The organism is Lewinella sp. IMCC34191, assembly GCF_003390935.1.
GTDB lineage: Bacteria > Bacteroidota > Bacteroidia > Chitinophagales > Saprospiraceae > Neolewinella.
Genome location: NZ_QNQZ01000011.1, coordinates 55,768 through 79,754, shown reverse-complemented (window position 1 = coordinate 79,754; position 23,987 = coordinate 55,768). Strand labels below are relative to the sequence as shown.

Here is a 23,987-nt window from a genome sequence, read left to right as displayed (position 1 = left end):
ACCATAGAAGGACCACTTTAAAAAGGATAGCCCAAGCCGATTTGCGGACGGATGTCGCCAAAATTGAAGCGTCCGAAGTCGCGCCAGTAAGCACTTTCGGGGTAGGGGTCGGGCTGTAATTCTAGCACCGGATCGCCCTGCCCGGTCTGAGGATAGTTATAGCGTAGTGGGATGGCCAGGTCAAGCCGGAAAACGAAGTAACTCAGGTCGATGCGCAGGCCCAGTCCGCCGGCCACCGCCAGCTGTCGGTAGAAGGGTTCGTGGTAGAAGGGCCGCGCGCCTTCCTCCTGGACCTGGCGTCCGGTCAGCAGGAACTGGGAGCCGGGGCGGTCGGGATCGCGATTAAAGGTCCAGACGTTGCCGATGTCGGTAAATACGGCCCCCCGGAAGAAGGAGAACAGGTTGAATCGGTACTCGAAGTTGAGTTCCAGCTGCAGGTCGCCGGTCTGGTACAGCAGGTTATTGCTCAGTAGGCCGTCGGCGGCAATACTCAGCGGATCGACGTAGGAGCCGGGGCCGAGTCCCCGGGGGAGCCAGGCCCGCATGGAGTTCGGGCCGCCGGAATAGAACTGCTTGACGTAGGGGACCTCCTGGCTGCCCACGATCGGGCGGGCTACGCCCACCAGCAGCCGCGTGGCAAAGCTTCGCAGCGGGCTGAACTGTTTGTAGTAACGGAAATCGGCCACCCCAAGGGCATACTGGGCGAATCGGTTGTTGGGATCTAGTTCCGAGGCAAACTGCCGGGCCAGCCACACCTCGCCCCCCGTGAGTTCGAACTGCCCGTTGAGGGTAATGGACCGACCCTGCCGATCCGGACGGCCGATGCGGGTATACTCCAGGCTACGGAACAGGACGCTCAGAAAATACTGATCGCTGATGCTGCGCCGCAGGGCCTGGTTATTGACCAGAATGGAATCGAACTGCGGCTCGATCGTAAAGTTCAGGATGTCCAGCGCAGCGTGATTGATGCGGAAGGAGGTCGTCGGCGACAGCCGGAAATCATAGCCCAGCCGGGCATTTGCGATCGTGTACGTATAGAAGGTACGCAGCAACAGATACTCGTAGGCGATGCTGTAGCGGGTGTTGGCGCGTTCCTGCAGGCTCTCGTAAAATTCGTCGGAAATGAGACCGAGGCCTCTGCTGACCCGATAGAAGCCGAAATCCTTGAAGCGGGGGAGGTTCAGGCTGGCTTCGGCGGCCAGGTCGATGGTGTTGAAAAACTGGGCCGCGCTGTCCGGGACCGGATTAACCTCCACGCCGGTGCGGAATCCGAGGGTCAAGAGTTCGGCTCCTCCGAATACGTTCTTGTTGCGGAAGGTGGGGCTTACGCTTACTCCGATCAGGTTGTTACTCAGTGCGGAATTCGCCAACAGTTGGCTCCGGTTGGTGTAGTTGATGTCGAAATCCACTCCGAACGACATCCGCTTGTCTGGGCTCAGCTGAATGCGGTAGTCCAGCACGTTCGGATCGGTCGGGTTGGCGATTTGGTTGATGCGGACGAAGCGGTAAATGCCGAGACCGCCGAGAGAAAGGTTCGTCTTTTCGAAGGCTTCCCGGCTATAGAGGCTGTCCGTTTGCAGGAAAATATTCTGCGCCAGAATATCCGGTCGCATGCGGAAAGTTGCCGTCGGCGACAGGAAGCGGATGCCGTTCACGATCGTATCGCCCGGGTAGGCCTCGCCGCTGGCTTCCCGGGCGGGATTGTAATCCGTCAGAACGGTGATCTGCCCGATCCGGTACTTCTGGTAGCTGTTGTCCTGGTCGGGGGGCAGGATGGTGAGGTAGATGTCGGCCTGACCGTCACCCCCGGTGGTATCAATCTCCAGTTTGTCGAAGTAATTGTCGGAGAAGTAGGCGTAGCCCTGGTCGCGGAGGTACTGACCGATGCGGGCTTTCTCCCGGTCGAATGCATTGAGGTCAAGGGGTTGGCCGGCCTGGAGCGCGCTTTCTGATTTTAGAATCTGCAGAATGCTGTCGATCTCCGGTTCCGGGCTGCTGTATACGACCGAGTCGATGGAGTAGCGCATCCCGGGGTCGACGTGATAGATCAGGTTCACCTTCTTCCGCTTACGCCGGTCGGCTTCGTGGTAAGCCGTGGCGTCGAAGTAGCCCCGGTAGCGAAGGAAGTCTTCCATCGACGCGGCGGAGCGCCGGCTCAGGCTGTCGCTGTAGTACACGGGCTGTTGCCCGATGCGCTGCCGCAGGAAGCGGTCGATCCGGGATGTATCCTGCGGCCGGTTGTTGGCGAGGTAAAAGAACTCCCGCGGAAAAAGGAAGAGGAAATTTCCGTTCGGCTCCTGCTTGGCCAGTACGCCGAGTTCGTAGACCACTTCGCTGCGCTTGGCCACCTTCACGCCCTTGCGCAGCTCTACGCGCTGATCGGCCAGCAGTTCCTGGTCCTCCGACAGGTATTTCGTAACATTGCACGACGTCAGAAACACCGCAGCCAACAGGATCGGACCGACGTAGCGCAGACCCCCCGCCAGTATGCCCCTAAGCTCCGGTACGATAAAGTTCATAAGCAGCCTACGTCAGAAAAAGGTCAGGCAAAACTACCACAAATTCACGGTGGAGGGAGTCCGTGCCGTTGAGGAACTCTTGCAGCAAGACCGCTACCGGGTCGATCAGCTCTACGCCCTGGAAAGCTGGGTCGCGCCGAAAAGCGATATGCCCATAACGACGGTGACGCCGAAGGAGTTGGGTCGAATAAGTCAGCTAACCACCCCAAACCAGGTTTTGGCCGTCGTCGATATGCCCGATCCCGTTTCCCCTTCCCCTAAGCCGGGCTGGGCGCTTTACCTGGACGGGATACAGTCACCCAGCAATCTGGGGGCCTTGCTGCGCATCGCCGACTGGTGCGGCTTCTCGGAAGTGTACGGAGGTCCCGGCACGGCGGATTTGTACAATTCAAAGAGCATCCAGGCCAGTATGGGGTCGTTTCTTCGGATACAGTACGCGCCCGCCACCCTGCAAGAGCTTGTATACCTGCGCCCCGACGCCCCTGTATTCGGTGCCGATCTGATCGGCGAAAATATCTACGCGGTAAGCCCACCCCCCGGCGGGATCCTGGTTATCGGGGCGGAAGGCCCGGGCATTAGCCCGGAGACGGCTGCGCTCATCGATCGACGGCTCACTATTCCCCGGGCACCGGGGCGGGCCACCGAAAGCCTCAACGCAGCCGTGGCCGCCGGCATCCTGATGAGCTGGCTGGGTGCCGGCGCCCATGTCTAATCCGCTACGGCGGTACCGTAGCGACCCGTCCATTCCTTCTTTTTGCTGCGCCAGAAGATTTGTACGCCAATCACGAATACCAGGCCAAGGATACCGATGACGACCCGCACCGTAGCGATGCGGTCATCGCCGGCGTCAAGGAGCGCGGGAAGGTGAGCAATCATTTCCCCGAAGAAGGCCATGTATAATCCGACTACCGACCAGAACATGAAGCTCAGGTGATACAGCAGGTAGCTTCTCTTCGGTAGCCGGAAAAGTAAGGACAACATTCCCCCGGCAAGCGTAAGGCTGCTGACCACCGCCAACCAGTGAAAGACACCAAACACACCGAAGAGCGCGTAAATCTGGAAAGCGGTGAGGAGCATGACCGTCATCGCTACCACGTAGACGTAGCCCAATCGGCGGTGCGTCGTTTCACCTTTGGGCAGATACATCACCACGGTACCCGCGGCAAGCGCTACCAGGGCGGCGATAAGGTGAATGAGTCCGATGGTGGAATTGAATAGGGCCATGTCTTACTAAGCTGCTATGGCTATATAGTTATGGCCCATTCCCGGCGGCGGCAAATTCCATCGATCTACTTGCGGTTTTGCGAGACGAACTCCTTACTTCGGTTCTTTACACTGCCCCATGACCGGCAAAAAAAAGAAAGCCCGCAGCAAATTGCTGCGGGCTTTCTACGGGTGTCGGGAAGGAGAGATTGATTTACTTCGAGATCAGCGCCGCCTTCAGGCGTTCTGCAGCAAAGGCCTGTGCGTCCTTTGCCTGCTCAAGAATCGCGGCCATTCCGAAGAATTCGTGGGTGACGCCTTCGTACAGCCTGCGTTCTACGTCGATACCCGCTTTCTTAAGTTGCTGTTCCAGTTCACCACCTTCCGCTTCCAGCGGATCGATCTGCGCATTGATGATGGTGGTACCCGGGAGCCCACTGAGATCAGCGGAGGTGAGGTTGATCCAGGGATTGTCGCTATCCTGCCAGTCGGGGTAGTAATAGTCGAAGAACCAGGCCATGAAGCCCTTGCTGAGGGGAAGTGCGTTGGCGTATTTCTCGTAGCTGGGCGATTCCACATCACCGTCCGCGATAGGGTAAACGCTTAGAATATGGACGGGAAGCGGTACGTCGCGCTCCTTCGCCATCAAGGCAACGGCGACCGCCAGGTTGCCGCCCGCGCTTTCGCCAGCCGTGGCGATACGCTCGGGGTCGCCGCCGATGCTGTCGGTATTTTCCACTACCCATTGGTACGCCGCAAAGGCGTCTTCGTGCGCGGTGGGGAAGACCTCTTCCGGAGCCTGCCGGTAGGCGACCGATACGACTACCGCACCAACCTGCTCGGCGAGGGCTGCCGCCCCGGCCTCGTAGGTTTCCAGATCAGCAATGACCCATCCACCTCCGTGGTAGTAGACGATGACTGGAAGCGGCGCCGACCCTGCATCCAGGGGTGTGTAGATTCGTACGAGGGTTCCCTGATCGGAGCCGACGGGCAGCAGGCGATGAGAAATGTCGACTTTAGGTTCCGTGGCCGGCATACCGGCCTTCTTCAGCAGATCGGCGACAGCCTCCGCGGGAAGCTTGGCATTGCGAACCTGAAAGGCGGACAAGTCGGTGAAGGGAGGAGCTTCGTACGACTTCAACTGCTCGATTACGGCCAGCATCTGCGGGTCTATATCGGGGGCCCAATCGGGCGCTTCGCCCGATGGCTTGATCTGCATCGGATTGCCGGCTGCAACGCGGGGGCCGGCTTGCAAGAGCGCTTTCTTGCCGTTCTGCTGCCCCGTGGCGGGTATAACCAGCAGAAGGAAGCAAGCTAACAGGTATAGGGATAGCGCCCTCCCGGAGGAGTAAAGAAAATGCATAATTAGTTGGTTTAGCGGATTTAGTCCTTCAATGTGGGCTGCGTCCGTACATGTTTGGTCGCCCCATCCATATTGTCGCGCAGTATACTGTTCCCTACTTCCCCTTTCCCTGGATGAGGACCAGCAGGGTATAGAAAAGGATCTTGAAATCCAGGGCCAGGGACCGGTTCTCGATGTACAGAATATCGAACTTTAGTCGCTGGATCATCTCGTCCACCGTGCTCGCGTAGCCGTACTTTACCTGCCCCCAGCTGGTGATGCCCGGCCGGACGCGCAGCAGGTGACGATAGTGCGGGGCACGCTCCCGGATGAGGTTGATATAAAACTGCCGCTCGGGGCGGGGGCCGACCAGGGACATATCCCCTACCAGCACGTTCCAGAACTGCGGAAGCTCGTCCAGTCGCCACTTCCGCATCGTGGATCCCCAGGGTGTGCAGCGCTCGTCCTGATCGCGGCTTAATTGAGGCCCTTGGTGCTCCGCATCCGTATACATCGACCGAAACTTGATGATCCGGAAGGGCTGACCGTTCAGGCCGATGCGTTCCTGGGTATAAAAGATCGGCCCGGGAGAAGAGAGCCGGACCCGCAAGGCAACGTAGGCATACAGGGGGGACAGCAGGATCAGCATCGTGAGCGACCAGAAAATATCCAATATGCGCTTCGTGATGCGCTGCCACCGCGGCATCAGGTTCTGCCGGATCTCGATCAGAACGGCGCCGAAGACGTGATTCATCTTTACCGTGCCCAGCATGATGTCGTACATGTCCGGGATGATCTTTACCAGTACGTTCCGCTCGTAAGTGCTCAGGACATTCAGCAATTCCCGCAGTCGACTATGCTGACTCGTATCGATGGCAATGATGACCTCCTCGATGTTTTGCTCCTGGATCAGGCCATCCAAATCGCCCAGACTGCCCAGGCGAGGGATCCGGCGTTCCAGCGGGGGAGCTTGTTTGTGCTGCCCGTCGACGAAGCCGATGAAGCGGTATCCGAGCCCCTTCGGCCGCGAGGTGATGTCCTCATACAAGCTGACCGCCTGTTCACCCCCTCCGACGATCAGGGTATTGAAGGCAACGGCCCCCGCCTTAAGCCGGCGGCTCGCTCCGGTGAGCAGGAACATTCTGCTGAAGGCCGTGAGCATAAAGTGAGCAGTGAAGTAGAACAGGGGATCGGAATAACCGGCTCCGGAAAGGCCTGCGTTCGTTCCAATCTGGCCGGAGACGATCAACACCAGCGTGCCGGCAATGCTTAGTCCGAAGGTTTGCGCGAGGGTGGTCAGCCGGCTCAGGCGGTAGATATCCCGGTACTGATCGAAGAGTAGGTATATGCCCAGCCAGCCGATGGCCACGAGTAAGCCCTGCGTAAAGGGTAGCGGGCCGGGGGTATCCGTCAGGCCCCGAAAAACCAGCCAGGCCAGCCAGGCGGTGAGGCCGTCGGCCGCGATGTACACGTACCGATCCCGCCGACGCCGGGCGGCGGTGTCGGGTTGGAGGATTTGTGCGGGCACGATGGGGGGCGTGGTCACGGCGTGAAGTAAAGAAGCTTTAGGTTGTCAAGGTATACGGTTCCGCCGGCAAGATCGTCCGGTAACAGACTAGACAGGGCTATGCGCAACTCCCCGAGACCGGCCGATCCAATGACCGGGCCGAGGTTGAAGTAAATCTTGGTCCAGCTCGTCCGGGGAACGAAGCCGGGGTCAAAGACGCGAACCCCGGCATTCCCACCCGTGCCGAGTACCCCGAACAGGGTAGGGGCCTCGGAGAGGAAGTCGACTTCCAGCCATACGTTGATGGGGGGCGCATTGAGGTCGCGGAAGGTTGTATTCGTAGCGGCTTCGAACAACCGGTTGCTATCCGTAAGCATAATTGCTCCGGCGGCATTCCCGCTCCGGACGACATCCGACTGGACCCGCCAGTTGCCACGGCCTCCGGCTACGTCGGTAAATATTTGGGGTTCGCCGGATTCGAAGTCCTCCACAAAGCCAAAGACCGTACGGTCACGGTAGCGGATCTGGGGGCGGCCGATCTCAATCTGCTCACCACCCATCAGGGTCACCGTACGCTCTACGGCGGTATAAAACGGGTAGATTTCGGGCGTTACGCTCCGGCCATCCTGGTGGACGCCGGCTTCCAAACGGATGGTTACCTCACCCAACTGAAAGATGGGGATCCGACCCGGCAGGGGAAACACCCCCATGAACTCACCGTCGGCGAAGGCCCATACTTCCCGGATGTCCTCCGTACCGGCTCCCTCGCCGCCGGCAGTGACGAGTTCAAAACCGTCGACCAGGAGGTAGGCGGGTTCGTTTTCCAGGTCTTCCGGACAGGCCATCAGCAATAGCGGAAGCAGCAGAGTTAGGAGCGGGCGGCGCATCATCAGAAGGTATCGGGCATGCGGGCCTGGGTCTCGGCCACGGCATCGGATATACGTTGGGCGAGTTCGAGGGCGCGGTAGCCGTCTCCAATACTGACCGCTACCGGAATTCCTTGCTCGATGCTGTCGGCCAGGCTTTCCAGTTCCATCTGAATGGCGTTCACCGGGCCGCTCTTCGGATGGTCGACGTGGATGATCCGCTTCCCGCGGGGAGTGTCGAGCGGAAACTGCTGTCCGTCGGTGGGAATGGTGGTCGCATCCGTATCGTAGAGCCGAACGACCTGGCTCTCCTTCTCGAGCAGGTCCAGGCTCAGGTAAGCATCCCGCTGGAAGAGCCTCACCTTGCGCATATTCTTCAGGCTGACCCGGGAGGCGGTGAGGTTTGCCACCGCACCGTTGCGAAATTCGATGCGGGCATTCACGATGTCCGGGGTAGTGCTCAGAACCGCTACGCCACTGGCCCGGACGTCGGCTACTTCTTCGCCGGCCAATTTGAGAACGATGTCGAGATCGTGGATCATGAGATCCAGCACCACGCTGACGTCCGTACCCCGCGGATTAAACATCGCCAGGCGGTGTGCCTCGATGAAGTAGGGTTTAATGGTGACGTCACCGAGCGCCAGCAGGGCCGGGTTGAAGCGCTCGACGTGCCCTACCTGCACGAGCTTACCGGTGGATTGACTCAGGGCAATGAGCTCCCTGGCTTCCTCCAGGGTTTCCGTCAGGGGTTTTTCCACGAAGACGTGGCAGCCGGCCAGCAAGGCCTTTTTCACCACGGGAAAGTGGGTGGAAGTGGGGGTGACCACATCAACCACCTCTACGGCCTCAATCAGCGCCTCGACCGTGGGGTAAGCTTTGGTACCGTGTTCGGCGGCGATTTGCTCGGCCAGTTCGCGGTCCGTATCAAAAATGCCGGCCAGCCGGTAGTGCGCCTGGGCGAGCTGAATACACTTTAGGTGGATCTTGCCCAGGTGGCCGACGCCAATAAGACCGATGGATAGCATAATACGATATTGGTTTGCAAAGCTACGCTACCCGCCACAAAGCCCGATTCGGGGCCGGCAAACGTTAAAATCGTGTGCTTAAGTAAATTTTAACACTTTAAAATGAGAAAAAATGCGCCCCTTTTAACCTTTTCCGGGAGGGCAATAAAATTCGGTCTTTCCCATCGACGTCGGCATATGTAAGGTGAGCGTACATGCGGGCCGACGATGTGTCGGAAGCGATCCGTCGGGGCCAAATCCCAATCCGAACATGAACTCTTAACCGTACGTTAAAAGAGAAAGCTTCGGGCTTTAGCCCTTGATTGGCAAGGGTAAACCCACCTAGCTTTGTATTCGCAAGGGAATGAGTATTGGCTCACCTTGCCTGTTTTAAAAGGGCAGAATTGGTCCCGTACATGCGTCGTCCCTGGTTTTTTGGCGGCGCGATTTTTTCACGAAATAGACACTATGAGTAAGCTCCGTCCGGTGCTTCGCCAGTTGTTAATCTTGCTGCTGGTAACGGTCACCTACACACTCCAAGCTTCTCCTAACTCACCATCAAATTCACAAGTAGAGCGCTCCCGCGCCAAGATCGTCAACCGCGTTCAGCAACTCGATCTACCGCTGAAGGTCGCTACGACCGACGATTTTACCGACCGTAAAATCAACGAATATCTGGAATTGGGTCACCGCAGTACCGAGCGCATGCTGGGTCGCGCCAACCAATACTTCCCCGTATTCGAGTACTACCTGCGCAAGCACCATATGCCAGCTTCGCTGAAGTACCTCGCGGTGGCCGAGTCGATGCTCGTTCCCGGTGCCGTATCCCCGGTTTCTGCTGCCGGTCTCTGGCAGTTGATGCCCGAAACGGCCCGCGAGATGGGACTACGCGTGGACAGCATCGTCGACGAACGCCTGGATCTCTACCGCAGTACCGAGGCAGCCGTGCTCATGCTTAAGCGCCTCCACGGCGAATTCGGCGACTGGCACCTCGCCCTGGCCGCTTACAACTGCGGCAACGGCCGCGTCCGCAAGGCTATTCGTCTCGCCGGCACCAAGCAGTACAGCAAAGTACAGGCCTTTTTGCCCGGGGAGACCCAGCGGTACGTCGCCTCCTACGTGGCCGCCGCCTACGCCGTCAATTACTATGGCGACCATGGGCTCATTCCTTACGAACTGGAAGGCACGGACTATGTGATGGTCCACCGGTACATGAACCTCGCGAAGGTTGCCCGGGAGTGTGACGTGCGCATTGCTACGCTGCGCCGCCTTAACCCCAACTTCGTACGGGGGTACGTTCCAAGCAACGTATCCGGTTACCGCCTGCGCATTCCCAGCCAGAAGAAGCAGGAAGTTCAACACTTCCTTTGGGGCCGGCCTAATCTCGTAGAGCTGCCGCGGACCGAAGATCTACCCGCCGCCCACGCTACCGCCGCTATGATGGGCTACGATCCACAGATGATCCTGTTGGGTGTTTCCGCCGAACGGCTCCTCTTTAAGCGTCCGAGCTGGGCATTCCAGTCGCTACGCGACGGCCTGCTCATGAATTTCTACGACAGCTACCAAGCGCTCGCGCTGGCATAATGATCTCGTAAGCGGCAGTTATAGATACTGCTTCTTGATCCGGTCCATGGCGCGCTTCGATTCGCGTTGGCGAATGGTATCACGCTTGTCATAGACCTTCTTACCCTGAACCAAGACAACCTCTACCTTGGCGAGCCCCCGCTCGTTGAGGTAGAGGCGGTATGGGATGATGGTCAGGCCTTTTTCCTTGACTTTCTTCTCCCACTTGCGAATCTCCTGCCGCTTCATCAGCAGTTTGCGGGTACGCCGTTCCTCGTGGTTGAATTGGTTCCCCTGCTTGTATTCTCCGATGTAGAGGGAGCGTATGAACATCTCCCCCCTTTCAATGGCGCAGTATCCATCGCGGAGGTTGACGTGCCCTTCCCGGATCGCCTTGATCTCGGTGCCCTGCAATTTGATGCCGGCTTCTACGGACTCGAGGAACTCGTATTCGAATTTCGCTTTGCGGTTAACGAAGGAATTATTCTTATTCTTTTTGGCCATCACCGGGTAATATAAAAAAGGAAAGGCCACGCCGGGTCATGACGTTGGCCTTTCATTATAGGTTTAAACTTTTACTGTTCTGACCAAACGGCCGTTCTAGCTTCGGAGTTCGCTGGGTTTCATTTACTGGTGCCTTCCGGCATCAGGCTATTCATGAGAAAGTTGGTCATCTTCGTATAGAGATGCAGCCGGGTCGGGCCTCCGTAGATGCCGTGGTTCCGGTTGGGGTAAAAGTACGTCTCGAACTGCTTATTATTCATGATCAGCGCGTTCGCCATTTCGGCCGTATGCTGGAAGTGTACGTTGTCGTCTCCCATACCGTGTACCAGTAGCAGGTCACCCTTCAGCCGGTCGGCGTAGTTTATGGGGCTGTTCTCGTCGTAGCCGGCCTGATTTTCCGCGTAGGTGCGCATGTAGCGTTCGGTGTAAATACTGTCGTACCATTTCCAGTTCGTCACCGGGGCAACCGCGATGGCGGCGGCAAAAGTTTCGTTCCCCTGCAGAATCGCGTGTAGCGCCATGAATCCGCCGTAGCTCCAACCGAAAATGCCGATGCGGTCGGCATCGACGTAGTCCAGGCTGCCGAGGTACTTAGCCGCGCTGATCTGGTCTTCCGTCTCCTGCTTGCCCAGGGTGAGGTAGGTCTGCTTTTTCATCTCTTCGCCCCGGGCGCCGGTGCCGCGGTTGTCAACCACGGCCACCACGAAGCCTTTCTGTACGAGCATCTGGAACCAGACCATATTCGATCCGCGCCAGTTGTCCAGCACCTGCTGGCTGCCGGGGCCGCCGTAAACGTGCATGAGCAGCGGGTGGGCCTTCGTGGAATCCATGCCAGCCGGCTTGATCAGGTAGCCATTCAGTTCGGTACCTTCTTCCGTAGTGAAGGAGAAGAATTCGACGGGCTGGAAACCGTAGTCCCCGATGCGCTCCGTGAGGGCGTCGTTGGTGACGATGGTACGGATTTCCGTGCCGGTGTCGTCCATGACGGTTACCCGGGCGGGCCGGTTGATGTTGGAATTGGTCAGGACGAAGTAACCGTAATTCCCGCTGAATTGGGCGTCATTATACCCGCGCTCCGCCGCAATAGGCGATGGCAAGTCCCTGCCCCGCAGGCTTTTGGTGTACACCTCGCGTTGCATGGGGTCGCGGCCGGCGGCCTGGAAGTAGATCCGGCCGTCGTGTACGCCGTAGAACTCGGTCACGTCGTACGCGGCGGAGGTGAGGGGGACGGGCTTGCCGCCATCCATATCGTAGTGATATAGCTGGTTGAAGCCGCTCTCTTCGCTGGTCCAGATGAAGCCATCTTCGAGGAAAGTAAGATTGTCGGTGACGTCCACGTAATACTTATTCTCCTCGGTCAGCAGGGTGCGTTGCTCGTTGTCGTCAACGTCGAAGAGGAGTAGTTCCAGTTTATTCTGGTGGCGGTTCATGCGCTGGGCCGTGAGTTCCTCGTCGTCCAGCGTCCACTGCACGCGGGGGATGTAGTGCCACTCGCCGCTGTCGTCACTATTGACCGTGAGCAGGTCAGTAGTCTCTTCGCCGTCCAGCTCGTAGACGTGCAGGCTAACGGTGCTGTTCTCCTCGCCGACTTTAGGATATTTGAAGGTGTTGTACTCGGGGTACATGCCGTTGTGAAAGTCGGTGTAGGTAAATTCCGGCACGGCGCTCTCGTCGAATTTAAGGAAGGCCAGTCGCTCGCCGTCGGGGCTCCAGTAGAGCGCCTTACTGAATCCGAATTCCTCTTCGTAGACCCAGTCGGTGGCTCCGTTAATGATGGCGTTTACTTCGCCGTCTTTGGTGACCTGGGTGAGTTCGCCGTCTGCGAGGTGGCGAATGAAGAGGTTATTGTCGACGACGAAAGCCACGTTCTCGCCGGTCGGGTCCAGGGTGGCCAGTCGGATCTTTCCTTCGGGGTAGACCGCCGTAAAGGAGTCGTCCTCCGTATCGTACACGAAGAAATAGGATTGCGAGCTGCGGCGGAAGAGTTGCTCGGTCTCGCTGCTGATCAGCAACTTACGCTCGTCATCGCTGAAGGTGTAGCTGTCGATGCGTCCGCTGAAACCGGAGTCGGTGGGCAGGGCCCCGCCGTTGACGAGCGTGTCGGTTGCTTCCCCCGTGGTAATGTCGTAGGTGACCACGGCATTGTCGGTGCGCTCGGTGTACGAGGTTCCATCCTGCCGGAAGTTGAAGCCGCTGACGCCGTTGGGGCTGAAGGTGTAGGAAGCCCAGATATCTTCCAGGGTGATGGGGCGGGCTTGCTGGGCGGGCAGGGAGGCCGCAAATAAAAACAGGAGGGGCAGAAGCAGGCGCATATGTTTCGGTTGATTAGGGCGAAGATACTTGGAAACGGTACGGGCGGGCGGGAGGTTTTTGGCGGGGTCACTCCGCTTCGTCCGCCGAACGCAGCTTAGCGGAGTTCGTCTGCCGAAGCGGATCTCCTGACTATTCGTCCGGAATTGGCGGCCGTCTATCGATTAAAGCCAAACCACGGGTCGGGATGACCGCAATTTCCCCGTCACCATGTACCTAACATGGCAACTAAACGAAATCGACCATGTCGCATTCCATCATCGACCATTCGAACAGCAAATCTTTCTTTACCATGGCCTGGATCGCTTTCGTCCTGGCCTGCGGCGGTACCCTGGCGGGTATCGTGCTGCTCTCGGCCGCGCCGGCGACCAAAGGTTTTCTGGCCATGGGATTCGTCTTTACGGTCAGTGCCTGCTTCACCCTGGCGAAGGTGGTGCGGGACCGCCACGAGTCCGACCGCTTGTACAATAAGGTCGAGCGGGCGAAGACGGAGAAGTTTTTGAGCGAGTCGGAGAATCCGGTCTCGGCATTTTGAGCTTCGGTTTCCTCCGCTAAAACAGATCGGTCGCACGCATCGGAGCTTTGGCGGACATGCTGACTGACGGTTACTTAAAACTTATCTCCGGTGTACGTCGGCGTTAGCCCAGTTTGAATTGGCTGCAGCCGAACCGGCGGGATATCCATTCCACTTACGTTTCCGAAAGCCTGTTCGTCACAACGGTGGCGAGCAGTATTTCGACCTCAGCCGGGTGAACCGGTAGCCCATCTCAGTTGGGAGGATCTCGTTGATGTAGATGTCATTACCACCGCTGCTGCAGTCCAATCTGAAGGTATCCCGGTATGTCGGTAAAACTTGTGTTGGTGACACCGAGGTTATCCAGGTCCGCCTCCTGACGCCGCCGGGGGTCATAGTTTATGAGGTTGTTTCCCCGAAAAATCAGATTAGGAAGATTAGCCTTTTTCAATTCGTAGATCAGTTCCATCGAAGCGGGATAGTTGCTTAAAGTGGTTCCGCCGTTGAGACCCCTAGTACCGGAACGACGGTAGCCAACCTCCGTGGTAAGCTCTAGGCGGTTCTCCAATTTATACCTCACGGTGGCCTTCCACTCATCCGTATTAAAACGAATATCGGTGCTGGATCCGGGTGCGAGATCTATTGTTTGCTGAAGCCGATCTGCTGCGTACGAAAGCGAGAGCTCGAAATTACCCAGGCGCTTCATTCGGGCGGAGGCACTGAAACTTTGGCGGCTCAACCGATAAAATTCCTGGGTAACCGGACTCTCCGGCTGGCGTGTGTGCGTTAGGGAAGTCCCCGCGGAAACAGATAGTCGCTTCGAGATGGGAATCTGCCCTCGCAATACAACTGAAGTATTAATGGAATGACGTAAGGGCAAAAAAGAGGTTTCTATCCAACCCCGTTCGCGGGTCATCAACACTTGCTGTTGTCCATTGCTTACCCAACTGCGGTTCGCGGTAAATAGAATCAGCGCTTTGGTCCCACGGATGTCGCGGTTAAAATAATCGGCCCCGATGGTATAGACGCGTGACTGTAAAAATGGATCCGCGTTATTGCTGTTGATCACGAAGGGGCGGGGGCTGGACGGGAGACCACTGGACTGCTCCAGACTGGCTGACATCCTTGTAGCGGCTAGTGCGCGTACCTGCGCGAACCGCGCGGGATTGGCGCCCCGTTTGAATACAAAGAGCGTCTGATACGGAAATCGGAAATTCGTTCGATCGCTCGCCGATCGGCGTAGGGCTTTCGCGGTAAGGACCGCCCTTATTAGGTACTGACCCAAACGATAATCATTTGCTACGGTAATCGGCACTATGGCGTCCCACAGCGGTCCGTATTCTCCCTCGAGCCTCGCTAGGGAGTCTTGCTGAATACGGGTGGTGAGATGGTGGACATTGCCGGCCACTTTCAAGTGACCCGCAACGCGGTCGCGGTCGTACGTGATGGTGTGTAGAAACCCGACCCTGTTTTGCCGGGCGGTATATTCGACCTTGTCGGTGGCGCGGAGAAATTCGGGCAACAAATCTGCGCCGGCCGCTTCCAGGCTACTGACGTCCAAGTCGTAGCGCCAGCTAATCTCCGATTTGTGACTAAAATTGCCGGGCGTGGGATATATCCGAAAAGCGTGCAAACTGCCCGATCCATTGCTGCTACGGTGATGCAACGGAGCGTCGGTCTCTTGTCCGATGACCGTTCTTCTTACCCCGGATTTACCGCGCACGTAGCTGAAGTCGACGTTCAGTCCGCCCCGGCCCCGGGTCGTATCCGCAAGGTTTCCAACATTTAGCTCGACACTGCCAATTGCGACGCGCCGGCGAAATTCCTCTTCGTCCGACACCCGGGATATTTTCCTGTCCGTGCCGGCCGCATTGAGGGAACTTAGTGTTTGAAAGCGAGCGAAATCGTGTTTTTCTTCGTTGACCAGTCCGCTGATCCGGAGGGCTCTTCGCGCGTCGATGCGGCGGTCGTAACCCACCCTGCCGAAGAGCGCGCGTGACTGTTGTAGCCCCTGCGCTAACCGAAGGGGAGGGGGGACAAGATCGTCAAGTGTGAAGCTGGTTTGTTCCTGCTGTCCGAATATCTTGCTGCCGCCGCTGTTTGACTTCGCGTTCAGAAAATCACGGGTCGATAGCTGGGAGCCAGGCGCGGTACTCGCCCTGGCGATGCCGTTGAATCCATTTCCTTCGCTGAGGCGGCTGACGTTGACTGCCAGGTCATGGGCGTTGCGCGTTCCGGCCAGTGCCTCAGCGGTGCCGAGCCACCGTGCCTTCGCAGACCCCTTCAGTTGTACGTCGACCGCGACTTCTTTGGAAAATCCGCCGATCACATCCCCGAATCCCTGGTAGTATTTGAATAGCCGAATGCCAGCTACGTCCTCGGCGGATATTCCTTTGGTCGCACTCCGCTGAAGGCCGCCGAAAATATCTCTCCCCTCTACGAATAAATGATCGATTGTCTTCCCCTGAAATTCGATGTCGCCGTTGGCGTTCAGGGACAAATCGGGGATGCGGTTAATCAGGTCGCCGAGCGTCGTCTCGTTGCCCAGTCGGTACGCTTCCACGTCGAAAAACATCGTGTCTCCGTGAATTTCCACGGGACTCTTTTCGGCATTTACGGTGATTTGTGTCAGCTCTAAGGCTATCCGGTCAAGCACGTAGGTGGTGGAATCTACGTCCGGGGTAATCGTGATTACAGCCGGTACGAAGCGATAGTCGTCAACTTGTAGAAAGACCGTATCACCGTAGTATAGGGCAGGAAAACGAACGACTCCCGCGGGATCGCTTTGGGCTTCCGCGTACAGTAACTTCTGTTTGGCGACCAATAAATTGACCTGGACGGCTGCGGCTGGTTCGTCAAACTGGTCCGTTAGCAAAACACGCAAGTTGCGCTGTGCAGATATGGATTTACCAAGTAGAAAAAGCAGTAGCACAATGCCCAGCCGAAAGCGTATTTGGTGATAAGGCAAGATCAATGGTTTGGCACGTGGAGCAAAAGGCTGATCTGCGGGTTCAGGAAGGCAGGTGATCTTGTTCCAGTTGTTTTTTTCCGTTGCGCCGTCTGCCCGGGGCGTTCAGGTCTGGTGATTGCCGGTAACGGATCAGTATTCGTTTTTTTCATGTCTGCCGCGTCATTGATCATAATGCAGCGTTCGACCGCAATTTGGGTGACCGCTCACGTCCTCTCCCGCTACTAACTACGAATGCTTCAAACTCATATTCATTATTTGAGCTTTCGCAAAGCATATTGCTGGCAGCAGACGGATATTGCCGACCTGCGTATACTGTATCGTGAGCCGTTCCGCAATCGCTACTTCTGATTACTTGTTGTCCCGCCCCAGGGCACAGTCGGGTCTTGCGATATCAGGTACGGAATCGCTATCGATCTCCTCAATGGCAACCATCACTATGTTGTGGGAGCTATTGGTTCTTTGGACGACTAAACCCGGGAATCCAGCCTCCTGCCCGGGACCGTCGGATATGGGTATACGTGGGGCAAACCATACATAGCTGTCCGGAAATTCCCGATTGACCGCTTTTTGTACCAATAGGTTGCCGATCAATTTTGTAGAATCGGTTAGGTCATATAGCTCTGATCTATAGGTCGTTTTTCGTGCGCACCCTCTCGTGTTGCTTACTTCCAACATTTCCACATCGTCCGGTGACCGCATATCTTTATAATGTACTGTACTGGTGCCGGAATAGTATTGCTGGCCGGTATACGTATCGTCATATCGAGAAGAGACGTAACTATACAACGAAATACCGTTTACGTGTAATAATTCAAAGGTTCTGGTTTCGTGGTCACCGGAAGCCATCCGTGAGCGATCCTCACCTGTAAACTGTTCGGAGAGTTTCGTATAGGTATTGTTTACACTCCTTAATTCGTAGGTGATCCTGTATGCCGTCTGAGCCGCAAGGATATTCGTTGTCAGAAAAACCAAAATCAATATGTATAATCTCATAGGTAAAGGCTAAGAATTATAAATAAATAGGCCTCGCTCAAGAGCGAGGCCTAAGTCTGTTAACAACCTCTATCCTCCCAGGTTCCGTCGGCATCCTGCGTCATTTCGCAATCGCTACCGTCGATAATTTTCTTACCCGTACCATCATTGGTGCAAGTTGTGGTCTGCACCTTATCATCGGTAAGGGTATTTGGGTTGGTGGGCAGGTCTGTATTGACCGGTGCCCAAAGCGAAAAAATAAACAAAATCATACTCATAGCTGAAAATCGTAGAGGAAGTATCCTCCTGTCAACTCTATTAAGATTCCGATTTTCGACGACCTCCGGTAGCAGAATGACCATTCGTACTTATGTGTGTATGGTTGAATACACATAAAGACGTTGACGGTATGGTGCCATATAGTTGTTATTAATTTGCTATAAATTATAGCTTGTTCGGCTTTTGGCCTCCTGAGCGGACCACGAAGCCGTAAAGGAGCTAAAATGCGGTATTCCCCACTCGTATACAGCAGCGAAAGCGAATTGCAGTAACGCGATGCCTATGGGGGCGGAGGAGCCAAAACTGCATTCATTACCCTAGAGTAAAGAAAAGAGTCAATTGTTAGTCAATTACTTGAATCCACGCAAAGCTTTGCAGTTCTCAGGGCTTTTGCTGCCGTGAATTATTGTAAGGACAAATCAACTTATTGTAGCCGATACTTCTATTGAATCCCCTAATCAGCTTTGGTTGACGTTAGGTATAAGCTCGGTAAATGCACGCTGATCAAAAATGTAGGATCCTGAAAAAGGTGCAGCGCAGTACATGCTGGGCTGTTGATGGTGGATCGGATGGCTGGTTATGATGCATAGTGTTTGTTTTAGGTGTAAAATCAATTTAAAGATATCGTTTTTTACTCATAAAGAAGAATGAACGGATTTTATTTACACCAAACATCCGACTGAATAGCCAGTACAAACGATCCGCTCGCGGATTGATACAGCATACATCTATGCGAATTGCCTACCTGTACCAGGAATAAAAATCTACCCTGGAATCCAACGACGACGCGTCGCAGCATGCCTTCCAAAGACCTATGGGGTGCCTTCGGCCTCGATCACCAGGGTTTTCCCGCTGCCTAATTGGATGGTGGCTTTGCGGAACAGCGGACTGCCCAACTCGCGCTCCCAGTTAGCCTGCGCGGCCGCGCGCCCCGTCGAAGGAGAGCGAGTCGGCGTCGGCCAGGCCCACGCCCTTACCGGTTGCGGAGTCTATTTTGGCCTGTATGCCCGTGGCGGTGAAGGCGTCCACGCTGGCCGGTGCTTTACTCAGCTCCGCGAAGAAGTACATATTAACCGCGCCGCCGGGGTCGTAGGTCTGCACGTACTTGGGATAGGTGCTCACGAAGCCTTCCACGTGGATGGCGTCCATCATGCGTACGCCGACGTCGGTCACGGCGCCGCTTTCGCCCTGTACGTTGCCGGCGTCGAGCAGGATATGGGCGCGGTCGCTGGCCGGGAAGGTGTACCGGAGAAAGCCTACCCGATGGGTGGCCGTCAGTTCGGCCGTCACGTCGTAATCGACCGGGCTATGCCTGGGCAATTACCCGAAGTCTTACATGATGGACAGCGTGATGTATAATATACCGACCAAAGGGTGCGGGGCATGGGTGGGCTAGAGCTCTACCTCACAATCGTCCCCTTCCTCCGGTACATCCGACTGCGTGACGCGCCAACACGCGCCGTATACGGAGCAGTAGCAAAACTCCGTATAGAAATCGGCTTCGATGGCATTGGATACGGAGCTAAAATCCCGTACCGGCCTACTCACCTGCAGGCGAACCACGAAGAGTGTAATTTTTTCGCCGGGGGAGACCACGGTACGGTCGATCTGTCGGTTCCGGGAATTCCAGGCCGGTATGTCGGGGTATTGTTTTTGGATGGCTTCGTCGATGGAATAGGTCTCTACGTCCGCCCCGCGGTAGACGTAACGCACGTCGCCGAGGATAGCCGGGCCGATACCTTTGTTCGTGATCGAATACTCCAGGGTAATGGAGCTGTCGGAGTTATTATAGTTGGTGTACATCTCCGTCTTAATGTAGGGCCAGACGGACGCCGCTTTTTCTTCCTGGTACGTCTGCTGCTGGTTGCGCAGGATGCGGGCCTCGTAAATGGAGGTCACGGTACCGACCAGGCTGATCACTACAGCTACGAGCGCGACGACGAGGGAGGTGTCGAATTGCCGCTGGCCGGTGGGTGAGGCGGGGGGCGCTTTTTCCGGTTCCGGGAGTTCGTCCTGGGGGTGTTCCATGCATCGGTGAGCTGCGTGCCTGTGAAAGGTAGTGAAAATATGGGGGTGGGCGGACGAGGGGAAGTGCCGCGGGCCCGGTTGGTTCCCAGGCTGTCCCTTGGTCCGCCTCGGGATAATGGCCCGTGAAGAAAGGAGCCGCAGGCACAGCCCACGACCCGGTTACCGCCGAATCGAATGCCCACAGGGCATTCTTGAATCTTCGCAATAGTTGACCGTTCGGAAAACTACGAAATGGCGGCAAAGCCAATCGGTGCTCAATCCGTGCCCCAAATCTGTGAAATCTGTGTTTCCGATAACGAGCCGTAGGCGAGCTGAGCCGTAAAGCTCCCCCCTAGCGTGCACCGCCCACGAACCGAGTACCGCGAACCCGATAACAATCCGCCGATTCGAAAGCCCACAAGGCATTCCTGAGTCTACCCAATAGTTGGTTGGGCGGAAACCCACGAAGTGGCGGCGAAGCCAATCCGTGCCCCAACTCTGTGAAATCCGTGTTTCCGATAACGAGCCGTAGGCGAGCTGAGCCGTAAACTGCACCAAGGGCATAACCCGCGAATTGGAAGACCAACAACCAACCGTATCTTCCCCGCCCCGAACCGAACAACACAAGCATGCGACACCAGCTGACCTTCCTCCTCGTCATCCTGCTTTCCTCCTGCGCTGCGGCGCAAAAATCCGAGGCCTACCAGCGCCTGGCCGCCATAGCGGAAGTCGAGCAAAAGATCATGGTTCCCATGCGCGACGGTAAGCGCCTCGCCACCGACGTCTACCGGCCAAAGGACGTAGCTAAGGCACCCATCATCTTCGTTCGCACCCCCTACCAGTTCAACGGCTGGGTCGACGGCGAGGAACAGGAGCGCCTGTACCAGAATGCCTACGAGGCCGTCAGCCGCGGCTACGCCTACGTGGTGCAGAACGAGCGCGGCCGCTACTACAGCGAGGGCGAGTGGGACATTCTGGGCGTACCCACTACCGACGGCTACGACGCCATCGAATGGATGAGCACCCAAGCTTGGAGCAACGGGAACGTCGGGCTGTACGGCTGCAGCTCCACCGCCGAGTGGCAGATGGCCGTCGCCAGTTTGGGTCACCCGGCATTGAAGGCGATGGTACCCATGGGCTACGGCGCCGGGGTAGGACGCATCGGCGATTTCTACGAGCAGGGCAACTGGTACCGCGGCGGCGCCGGTCAGATGCTCTTCACCAGCTGGCTCTACCACGTGCAGCACGACCCCGCCGCACCGCGCATCCCCGAGGGGCTTGAACAGCAGGATCTCCTGCGCATCCAGCGCTTTTACGATATGGCACCCGAGTACCCGGATATTTCATCCACCGAAATGCTCTCCACCCTGCCGGTCAGCGAGATCATCTCGGCCAACAACGGCCCCGAAGGCATCTACGAGGAAATGATCACCCGTACGCCCAACGACCCGGCCTGGTACGAGGGCGGGCTGTACCACGACGATATGCCCTTCGACGTCCCCACCTTCTGGTTCACCAGCTGGTACGACGTCTCCATCAGCCCGAACCTTGCGCTCTTCAACCACGTCCGCGAGAACGCCGAGTCGGAAGAAGCCCGCGACAACCAGTTCCTCTGGATCGCCCCCACGCTGCACTGTGCCTATACCCGCGCCGAGGAGAATACCATCGTCGGTGAACGCAGCGTAGGTGATGCCCGGTACGACTACGACGGCCTGATTTACGGCTTCTTCGACAAATGGCTGAAGGAGGAGGACCCCTCGGATATAATCGATACCCTCGCCCGCGTGACCTACTACACCATGGGCAGCAACGAGTGGCAGACCACCTCCGCCTGGCCTCCGCCCAGCGTCGAAATGGTCCCCCACTACCTGACCAGCCAGGGCGATGCCAATACGATGTATGGCGGCGGAGCGCTGGTAGAAAGCCAACCCACAACCGGCAGCCAGCCGGACACCATCATTTACGACCCCATGAACCCGGTGTATAGCTACGGCGGCAACGTCTGCTGTACGGGCGACGCCATCGAGGGAGGTGCCATGGACCAGCGCCGCATGGAGGCCCGCAACGACATCCTGGTGTACACCTCCGAACCCTTCACCGAGGATACCGAAGTGACCGGCTCCGTGGAATCCACCCTCTACCTCAGCAGCGACGTGAAGGACACCGACCTGACCCTCAAGCTGATCGTGGTCGAGGAGGACGGCGCGGCCTATAACCTCGACGAAACCATCCAGCGCGTCCGCTACCGGGAAGGCTACGACAACGAGGTGTTTATGGAAGAAGGTGAAGTGTATAAAGTAGACCTGACACCCCTCAGCACCAGCAACCTCTTCAAGGCCGGCCAGCGCCTCCGCATCGAGGTCAGTAGCTCCAATTTCCCCCGTTTCGACCGCAACCTGAATACCGGTGGCAATAACTACGACGAGACGGAGAGCGTAGTGGCGCACAACGTCATTCACCATTCGGCGGAATACCCCAGCGTGGTGCATATCCCGGTGGTGAAGAAGACGGCCAGTCGGTAATTTTATCCCATGCAGCTTAGAGCACGTCTTCAGCAAGCCGAACCCCTCCGCAACGTATTCATGACTTTGCCGGTCCCCGCCCTGGCCGAGCGCATAGGGGTGATGGGGGTGGAGAGCATTACCCTGGATATGCAGCACGGCTCCGTCGAGGACGCCCATCTGCTCGGCATGCTACAGGCCATCCGGTCGGGTGGGGCCATACCGCTGGCCCGCCTGGCCTGGAATCGCCCGGAGCTGATCATGAAGGCGCTGGACTACGGCGTGGAAGGAATCATCTGTCCGATGGTCGACTCCGCCGAGGAAGCCGCCGCCTTCGTTCGGGCCGCCAAGTATCCGCCGCTGGGAAATCGTTCCTTCGGTCCCTTCCGGGCGGATCTCCACCATAAGGGAGACTACTTTGCCGATGCCAATGACGGCACGCTGTGCTTCGTCATGATCGAAACCGCCGGTGCGGTCGAGGAATTAGAGGCTATCGCCGCCACGCCGGGACTGGACGGGCTCTTTATCGGCCCCTGGGACCTGAGCGTGAGCCTGGGGCTAAAGGAACGCGCGAATTTTGCCGATCCCAATTTATCCGCGGTGCTGGACCGCGTCGTGGCCGTGGGAAAGCAACATGGCTTATTCACCGGTGTCTTTACCATTCGGCCGTCGGACATGCCGGGCCTTATCGGGCGTGGCTTCGACCTGATCACCTGCGGTACGGAGGACGTGATCTTTCAGCGGGGACTGGGGGATTGGATGGGGGAATGGTAGGGTCTTGAAGTCGAGCCGTTGTAGGGCGAGATGATCGGTTGGTGACAGCACCTCAACTTAAACCTCCTACCCCCGGCCTCCGTTGCACCATTCCATGCCCCTCCTCACCTTCAACGACTGCGGGATCTTTTGCGAGCGCGCCGACGTCTACATCGACCCGTGGAAACCGGTCGACCGCGCCCTCATCACCCACGGCCACGCCGACCACTCCCGCTGGGGAAACAAGTACTACCTCTGCACCCGTGCCGCGGCGCCCGTCATCCGCTACCGACTGGGTGACATTAAGCTGGAAACCGTCGAATTCGGCGAGGTAAAGACCATCAACGGGGTGAAATTCAGCTTCCACCCGGCGGGGCACATTATCGGCTCGGCGCAGATAAGGGTGGAGTACAAGGGCGAAATCTGGGTAGCCAGCGGCGATTACAAACTGGAAGACGACGGCCTTTCCGAAGCCTACGAGCCGGTAAAATGCCAGCACTTCATCACCGAATCCACCTTCGGGCTGCCCGTTTACCGCTGGACGCCCCAGGAAGAAGTCATGGCCGACATCAACGACTGGTGGCGACAGACCGCCAGCGAAGGCCGCACCGCTATCCTGACCGGCTACGCCCTCGGCAAGGCCCAGCGGCTCCTCGACGGGCTCGATACCTCGATCGGCAGGATCTACACCCACGGCGCCATCGAAAACACAAATGAAGTCCTCCGCAAGCAAGGGGTGAAACTGCCCGAAACCACCCGCGTCACCCGGGAGATCAACAAGAAAGACTACCCCGGCAACATCGTCGTGGCCACCCCCGGTGCCATCGGCCAGCCCTGGGTGAAGAAGTTCGGCAACGCCTCCATCGGGGCGGCTTCCGGCTGGATGACCCTCCGCGGTGCCCGCCGTCGCCGGGGTGCCGATCGCGGCTTCGTCCTTAGCGATCACTGCGACTGGCCCAGTCTGCTCGAAGCCATCGACCTCACCGGAGCCGACAACGTCTACGTCACCCACGGCTACACGGCCATCTTCAGCAAATACCTCCGCGAGCAGGGCCTCAACGCCGTGGAGCTGCACACCGAATACGAGGGGGAGCTGGCGGAAATCGAGACTAAGGGGAACTCGGAGACGGAGAAGGAAAATCTGGCGGCTGATGCGGAGTGAAGTTCAACAC

18 protein-coding genes are annotated in these 23,987 nt (G+C 57.4%); 6 read left to right on the top strand and 12 right to left on the bottom strand.

The window, feature by feature from the left end:
- Positions 1-17: 17 nt before the first annotated feature.
- Positions 18-2,519 carry a BamA/TamA family outer membrane protein gene (locus DRW39_RS18800; protein WP_116108629.1) on the bottom strand — a complete coding sequence of 834 codons (2,502 nt, stop codon included), beginning with the start codon at positions 2,517-2,519 and terminating at the stop codon, positions 18-20.
- Here DRW39_RS18800 and DRW39_RS18795 point away from each other — a divergent pair.
- Entirely contained in the window at positions 2,488-3,231 is a 744-nt protein-coding gene (locus tag DRW39_RS18795) for a TrmH family RNA methyltransferase (RefSeq protein WP_116108628.1), read from the top strand. The two genes, DRW39_RS18800 and DRW39_RS18795, sit on opposite strands and share 32 nt — an antisense overlap.
- Here DRW39_RS18795 and DRW39_RS18790 read toward each other — a convergent pair.
- From DRW39_RS18790 to DRW39_RS18770, 5 genes are all read right to left on the bottom strand, one after another.
- A complete protein-coding gene (locus tag DRW39_RS18790) occupies positions 3,228-3,743 on the bottom strand; it encodes a DUF2306 domain-containing protein (RefSeq protein ID WP_116108627.1) in 516 nt (171 codons plus the stop codon). The two genes, DRW39_RS18795 and DRW39_RS18790, sit on opposite strands and share 4 nt — an antisense overlap.
- Positions 3,744-3,936: 193 nt before the next feature.
- Positions 3,937-5,085: an alpha/beta hydrolase gene (locus DRW39_RS18785; RefSeq protein ID WP_116108626.1), complete on the bottom strand. Its 1,149-nt coding sequence runs from the start codon at positions 5,083-5,085 to the stop codon at positions 3,937-3,939.
- Positions 5,086-5,179: 94 nt separating this feature from the next.
- Positions 5,180-6,610 carry a sugar transferase gene (locus DRW39_RS18780; RefSeq protein ID WP_232830193.1) on the bottom strand — a complete coding sequence of 477 codons (1,431 nt, stop codon included), beginning with the start codon at positions 6,608-6,610 and terminating at the stop codon, positions 5,180-5,182.
- Complete coding sequence (locus DRW39_RS18775) at positions 6,607-7,458, bottom strand: hypothetical protein (RefSeq protein WP_116108625.1); 852 nt, start codon at positions 7,456-7,458, stop codon at positions 6,607-6,609. Before DRW39_RS18775 ends, DRW39_RS18780 begins: the two co-directional genes overlap by 4 nt.
- A 2-nt stretch (positions 7,459-7,460) precedes the next feature.
- Positions 7,461-8,462: a Gfo/Idh/MocA family protein gene (locus DRW39_RS18770; RefSeq protein WP_116108624.1), complete on the bottom strand. Its 1,002-nt coding sequence runs from the start codon at positions 8,460-8,462 to the stop codon at positions 7,461-7,463.
- 447 nt (positions 8,463-8,909) lie between these two features.
- Here DRW39_RS18770 and DRW39_RS18765 point away from each other — a divergent pair, with 447 nt between their 5' ends.
- A complete protein-coding gene (locus DRW39_RS18765) occupies positions 8,910-10,025 on the top strand; it encodes a lytic transglycosylase domain-containing protein (protein ID WP_116108623.1) in 1,116 nt (371 codons plus the stop codon).
- Between the two features lie 18 nt (positions 10,026-10,043).
- On the opposite strand, the gene smpB is transcribed toward DRW39_RS18765, so the two are convergent.
- Together smpB and DRW39_RS18755 are read right to left on the bottom strand one after the other, a co-directional pair.
- Positions 10,044-10,508 carry an SsrA-binding protein SmpB gene (gene smpB, locus DRW39_RS18760; RefSeq protein ID WP_116108622.1) on the bottom strand — a complete coding sequence of 155 codons (465 nt, stop codon included), beginning with the start codon at positions 10,506-10,508 and terminating at the stop codon, positions 10,044-10,046.
- A 119-nt stretch (positions 10,509-10,627) separates the two neighbouring features.
- Positions 10,628-12,820, bottom strand: coding sequence for a S9 family peptidase (locus DRW39_RS18755; protein ID WP_116108621.1), 2,193 nt, complete (start codon positions 12,818-12,820; stop codon positions 10,628-10,630).
- Positions 12,821-13,062: 242 nt separating this feature from the next.
- On the opposite strand from DRW39_RS18755, the gene DRW39_RS18750 reads away from it, so the two are divergent.
- A complete protein-coding gene (locus tag DRW39_RS18750) occupies positions 13,063-13,353 on the top strand; it encodes a YiaA/YiaB family inner membrane protein (protein WP_116108620.1) in 291 nt (96 codons plus the stop codon).
- 265 nt (positions 13,354-13,618) lie between these two features.
- Here the strand turns inward: DRW39_RS18750 and DRW39_RS18745 are convergent, their stop codons facing one another.
- The 4 genes from DRW39_RS18745 to DRW39_RS18725 all read right to left on the bottom strand — a co-directional run bounded on the left by DRW39_RS18745 (position 13,619) and on the right by DRW39_RS18725 (position 19,582).
- Positions 13,619-16,207, bottom strand: a complete 2,589-nt coding sequence (locus DRW39_RS18745) for a hypothetical protein (protein ID WP_116108619.1) — start codon at positions 16,205-16,207, stop codon at positions 13,619-13,621.
- 444 nt (positions 16,208-16,651) lie between these two features.
- Positions 16,652-17,296, bottom strand: coding sequence for a GLPGLI family protein (locus DRW39_RS18740; RefSeq protein ID WP_116108618.1), 645 nt, complete (start codon positions 17,294-17,296; stop codon positions 16,652-16,654).
- Between the two features lie 1,167 nt (positions 17,297-18,463).
- Positions 18,464-18,874, bottom strand: a complete 411-nt coding sequence (locus DRW39_RS18730; protein WP_116108616.1) for a hypothetical protein — start codon at positions 18,872-18,874, stop codon at positions 18,464-18,466.
- Positions 18,875-18,946: 72 nt separating this feature from the next.
- Complete coding sequence (locus DRW39_RS18725; protein WP_116108615.1) at positions 18,947-19,582, bottom strand: hypothetical protein; 636 nt, start codon at positions 19,580-19,582, stop codon at positions 18,947-18,949.
- A gap of 608 nt (positions 19,583-20,190) precedes the next feature.
- On the opposite strand from DRW39_RS18725, the gene DRW39_RS18720 reads away from it, so the two are divergent.
- The 3 genes from DRW39_RS18720 (at position 20,191) to DRW39_RS18710 (ending at position 23,977) form a co-directional block, all read left to right on the top strand.
- The gene (locus DRW39_RS18720) at positions 20,191-22,083 is read left to right on the top strand and encodes a CocE/NonD family hydrolase (RefSeq protein ID WP_116108614.1); all 1,893 of its coding nucleotides are present in this window, start codon (positions 20,191-20,193) and stop codon (positions 22,081-22,083) included.
- 9 nt (positions 22,084-22,092) lie between these two features.
- Positions 22,093-22,836 (top strand): HpcH/HpaI aldolase family protein, encoded by a 744-nt coding sequence (locus DRW39_RS18715; protein WP_116108613.1) that lies wholly within the window; start codon positions 22,093-22,095, stop codon positions 22,834-22,836.
- Between the two features lie 94 nt (positions 22,837-22,930).
- The gene (locus DRW39_RS18710) at positions 22,931-23,977 is read left to right on the top strand and encodes a ligase-associated DNA damage response exonuclease (RefSeq protein WP_116108612.1); all 1,047 of its coding nucleotides are present in this window, start codon (positions 22,931-22,933) and stop codon (positions 23,975-23,977) included.
- Positions 23,978-23,987 lie beyond the last annotated feature (10 nt).

What these genes read in the sequence shown, in the direction of transcription:
- DRW39_RS18790 (WP_116108627.1), bottom strand. Translation starts at nt 3,743, where the DNA reads ATGGCCCTATTCAATTCCACCATCGGACTCATTCACCTTATCGCCGCC.
- DRW39_RS18710 (WP_116108612.1), top strand. Translation starts at nt 22,931, where the DNA reads ATGCCCCTCCTCACCTTCAACGACTGCGGGATCTTTTGCGAGCGCGCC.
- DRW39_RS18795 (WP_116108628.1), top strand. Translation starts at nt 2,488, where the DNA reads ATGCCCCTAAGCTCCGGTACGATAAAGTTCATAAGCAGCCTACGTCAG.
- DRW39_RS18785 (WP_116108626.1), bottom strand. Translation starts at nt 5,085, where the DNA reads ATGCATTTTCTTTACTCCTCCGGGAGGGCGCTATCCCTATACCTGTTA.
- DRW39_RS18715 (WP_116108613.1), top strand. Translation starts at nt 22,093, where the DNA reads ATGCAGCTTAGAGCACGTCTTCAGCAAGCCGAACCCCTCCGCAACGTA.
- DRW39_RS18770 (WP_116108624.1), bottom strand. Translation starts at nt 8,462, where the DNA reads ATGCTATCCATCGGTCTTATTGGCGTCGGCCACCTGGGCAAGATCCAC.
- DRW39_RS18725 (WP_116108615.1), bottom strand. Translation starts at nt 19,582, where the DNA reads ATGGAACACCCCCAGGACGAACTCCCGGAACCGGAAAAAGCGCCCCCC.
- DRW39_RS18740 (WP_116108618.1), bottom strand. Translation starts at nt 17,296, where the DNA reads ATGAGATTATACATATTGATTTTGGTTTTTCTGACAACGAATATCCTT.
- DRW39_RS18800 (WP_116108629.1), bottom strand. Translation starts at nt 2,519, where the DNA reads ATGAACTTTATCGTACCGGAGCTTAGGGGCATACTGGCGGGGGGTCTG.
- DRW39_RS18765 (WP_116108623.1), top strand. Translation starts at nt 8,910, where the DNA reads ATGAGTAAGCTCCGTCCGGTGCTTCGCCAGTTGTTAATCTTGCTGCTG.
- DRW39_RS18720 (WP_116108614.1), top strand. Translation starts at nt 20,191, where the DNA reads ATGCGACACCAGCTGACCTTCCTCCTCGTCATCCTGCTTTCCTCCTGC.
- DRW39_RS18755 (WP_116108621.1), bottom strand. Translation starts at nt 12,820, where the DNA reads ATGCGCCTGCTTCTGCCCCTCCTGTTTTTATTTGCGGCCTCCCTGCCC.
- DRW39_RS18750 (WP_116108620.1), top strand. Translation starts at nt 13,063, where the DNA reads ATGTCGCATTCCATCATCGACCATTCGAACAGCAAATCTTTCTTTACC.
- smpB (WP_116108622.1), bottom strand. Translation starts at nt 10,508, where the DNA reads ATGGCCAAAAAGAATAAGAATAATTCCTTCGTTAACCGCAAAGCGAAA.
- DRW39_RS18775 (WP_116108625.1), bottom strand. Translation starts at nt 7,458, where the DNA reads ATGCGCCGCCCGCTCCTAACTCTGCTGCTTCCGCTATTGCTGATGGCC.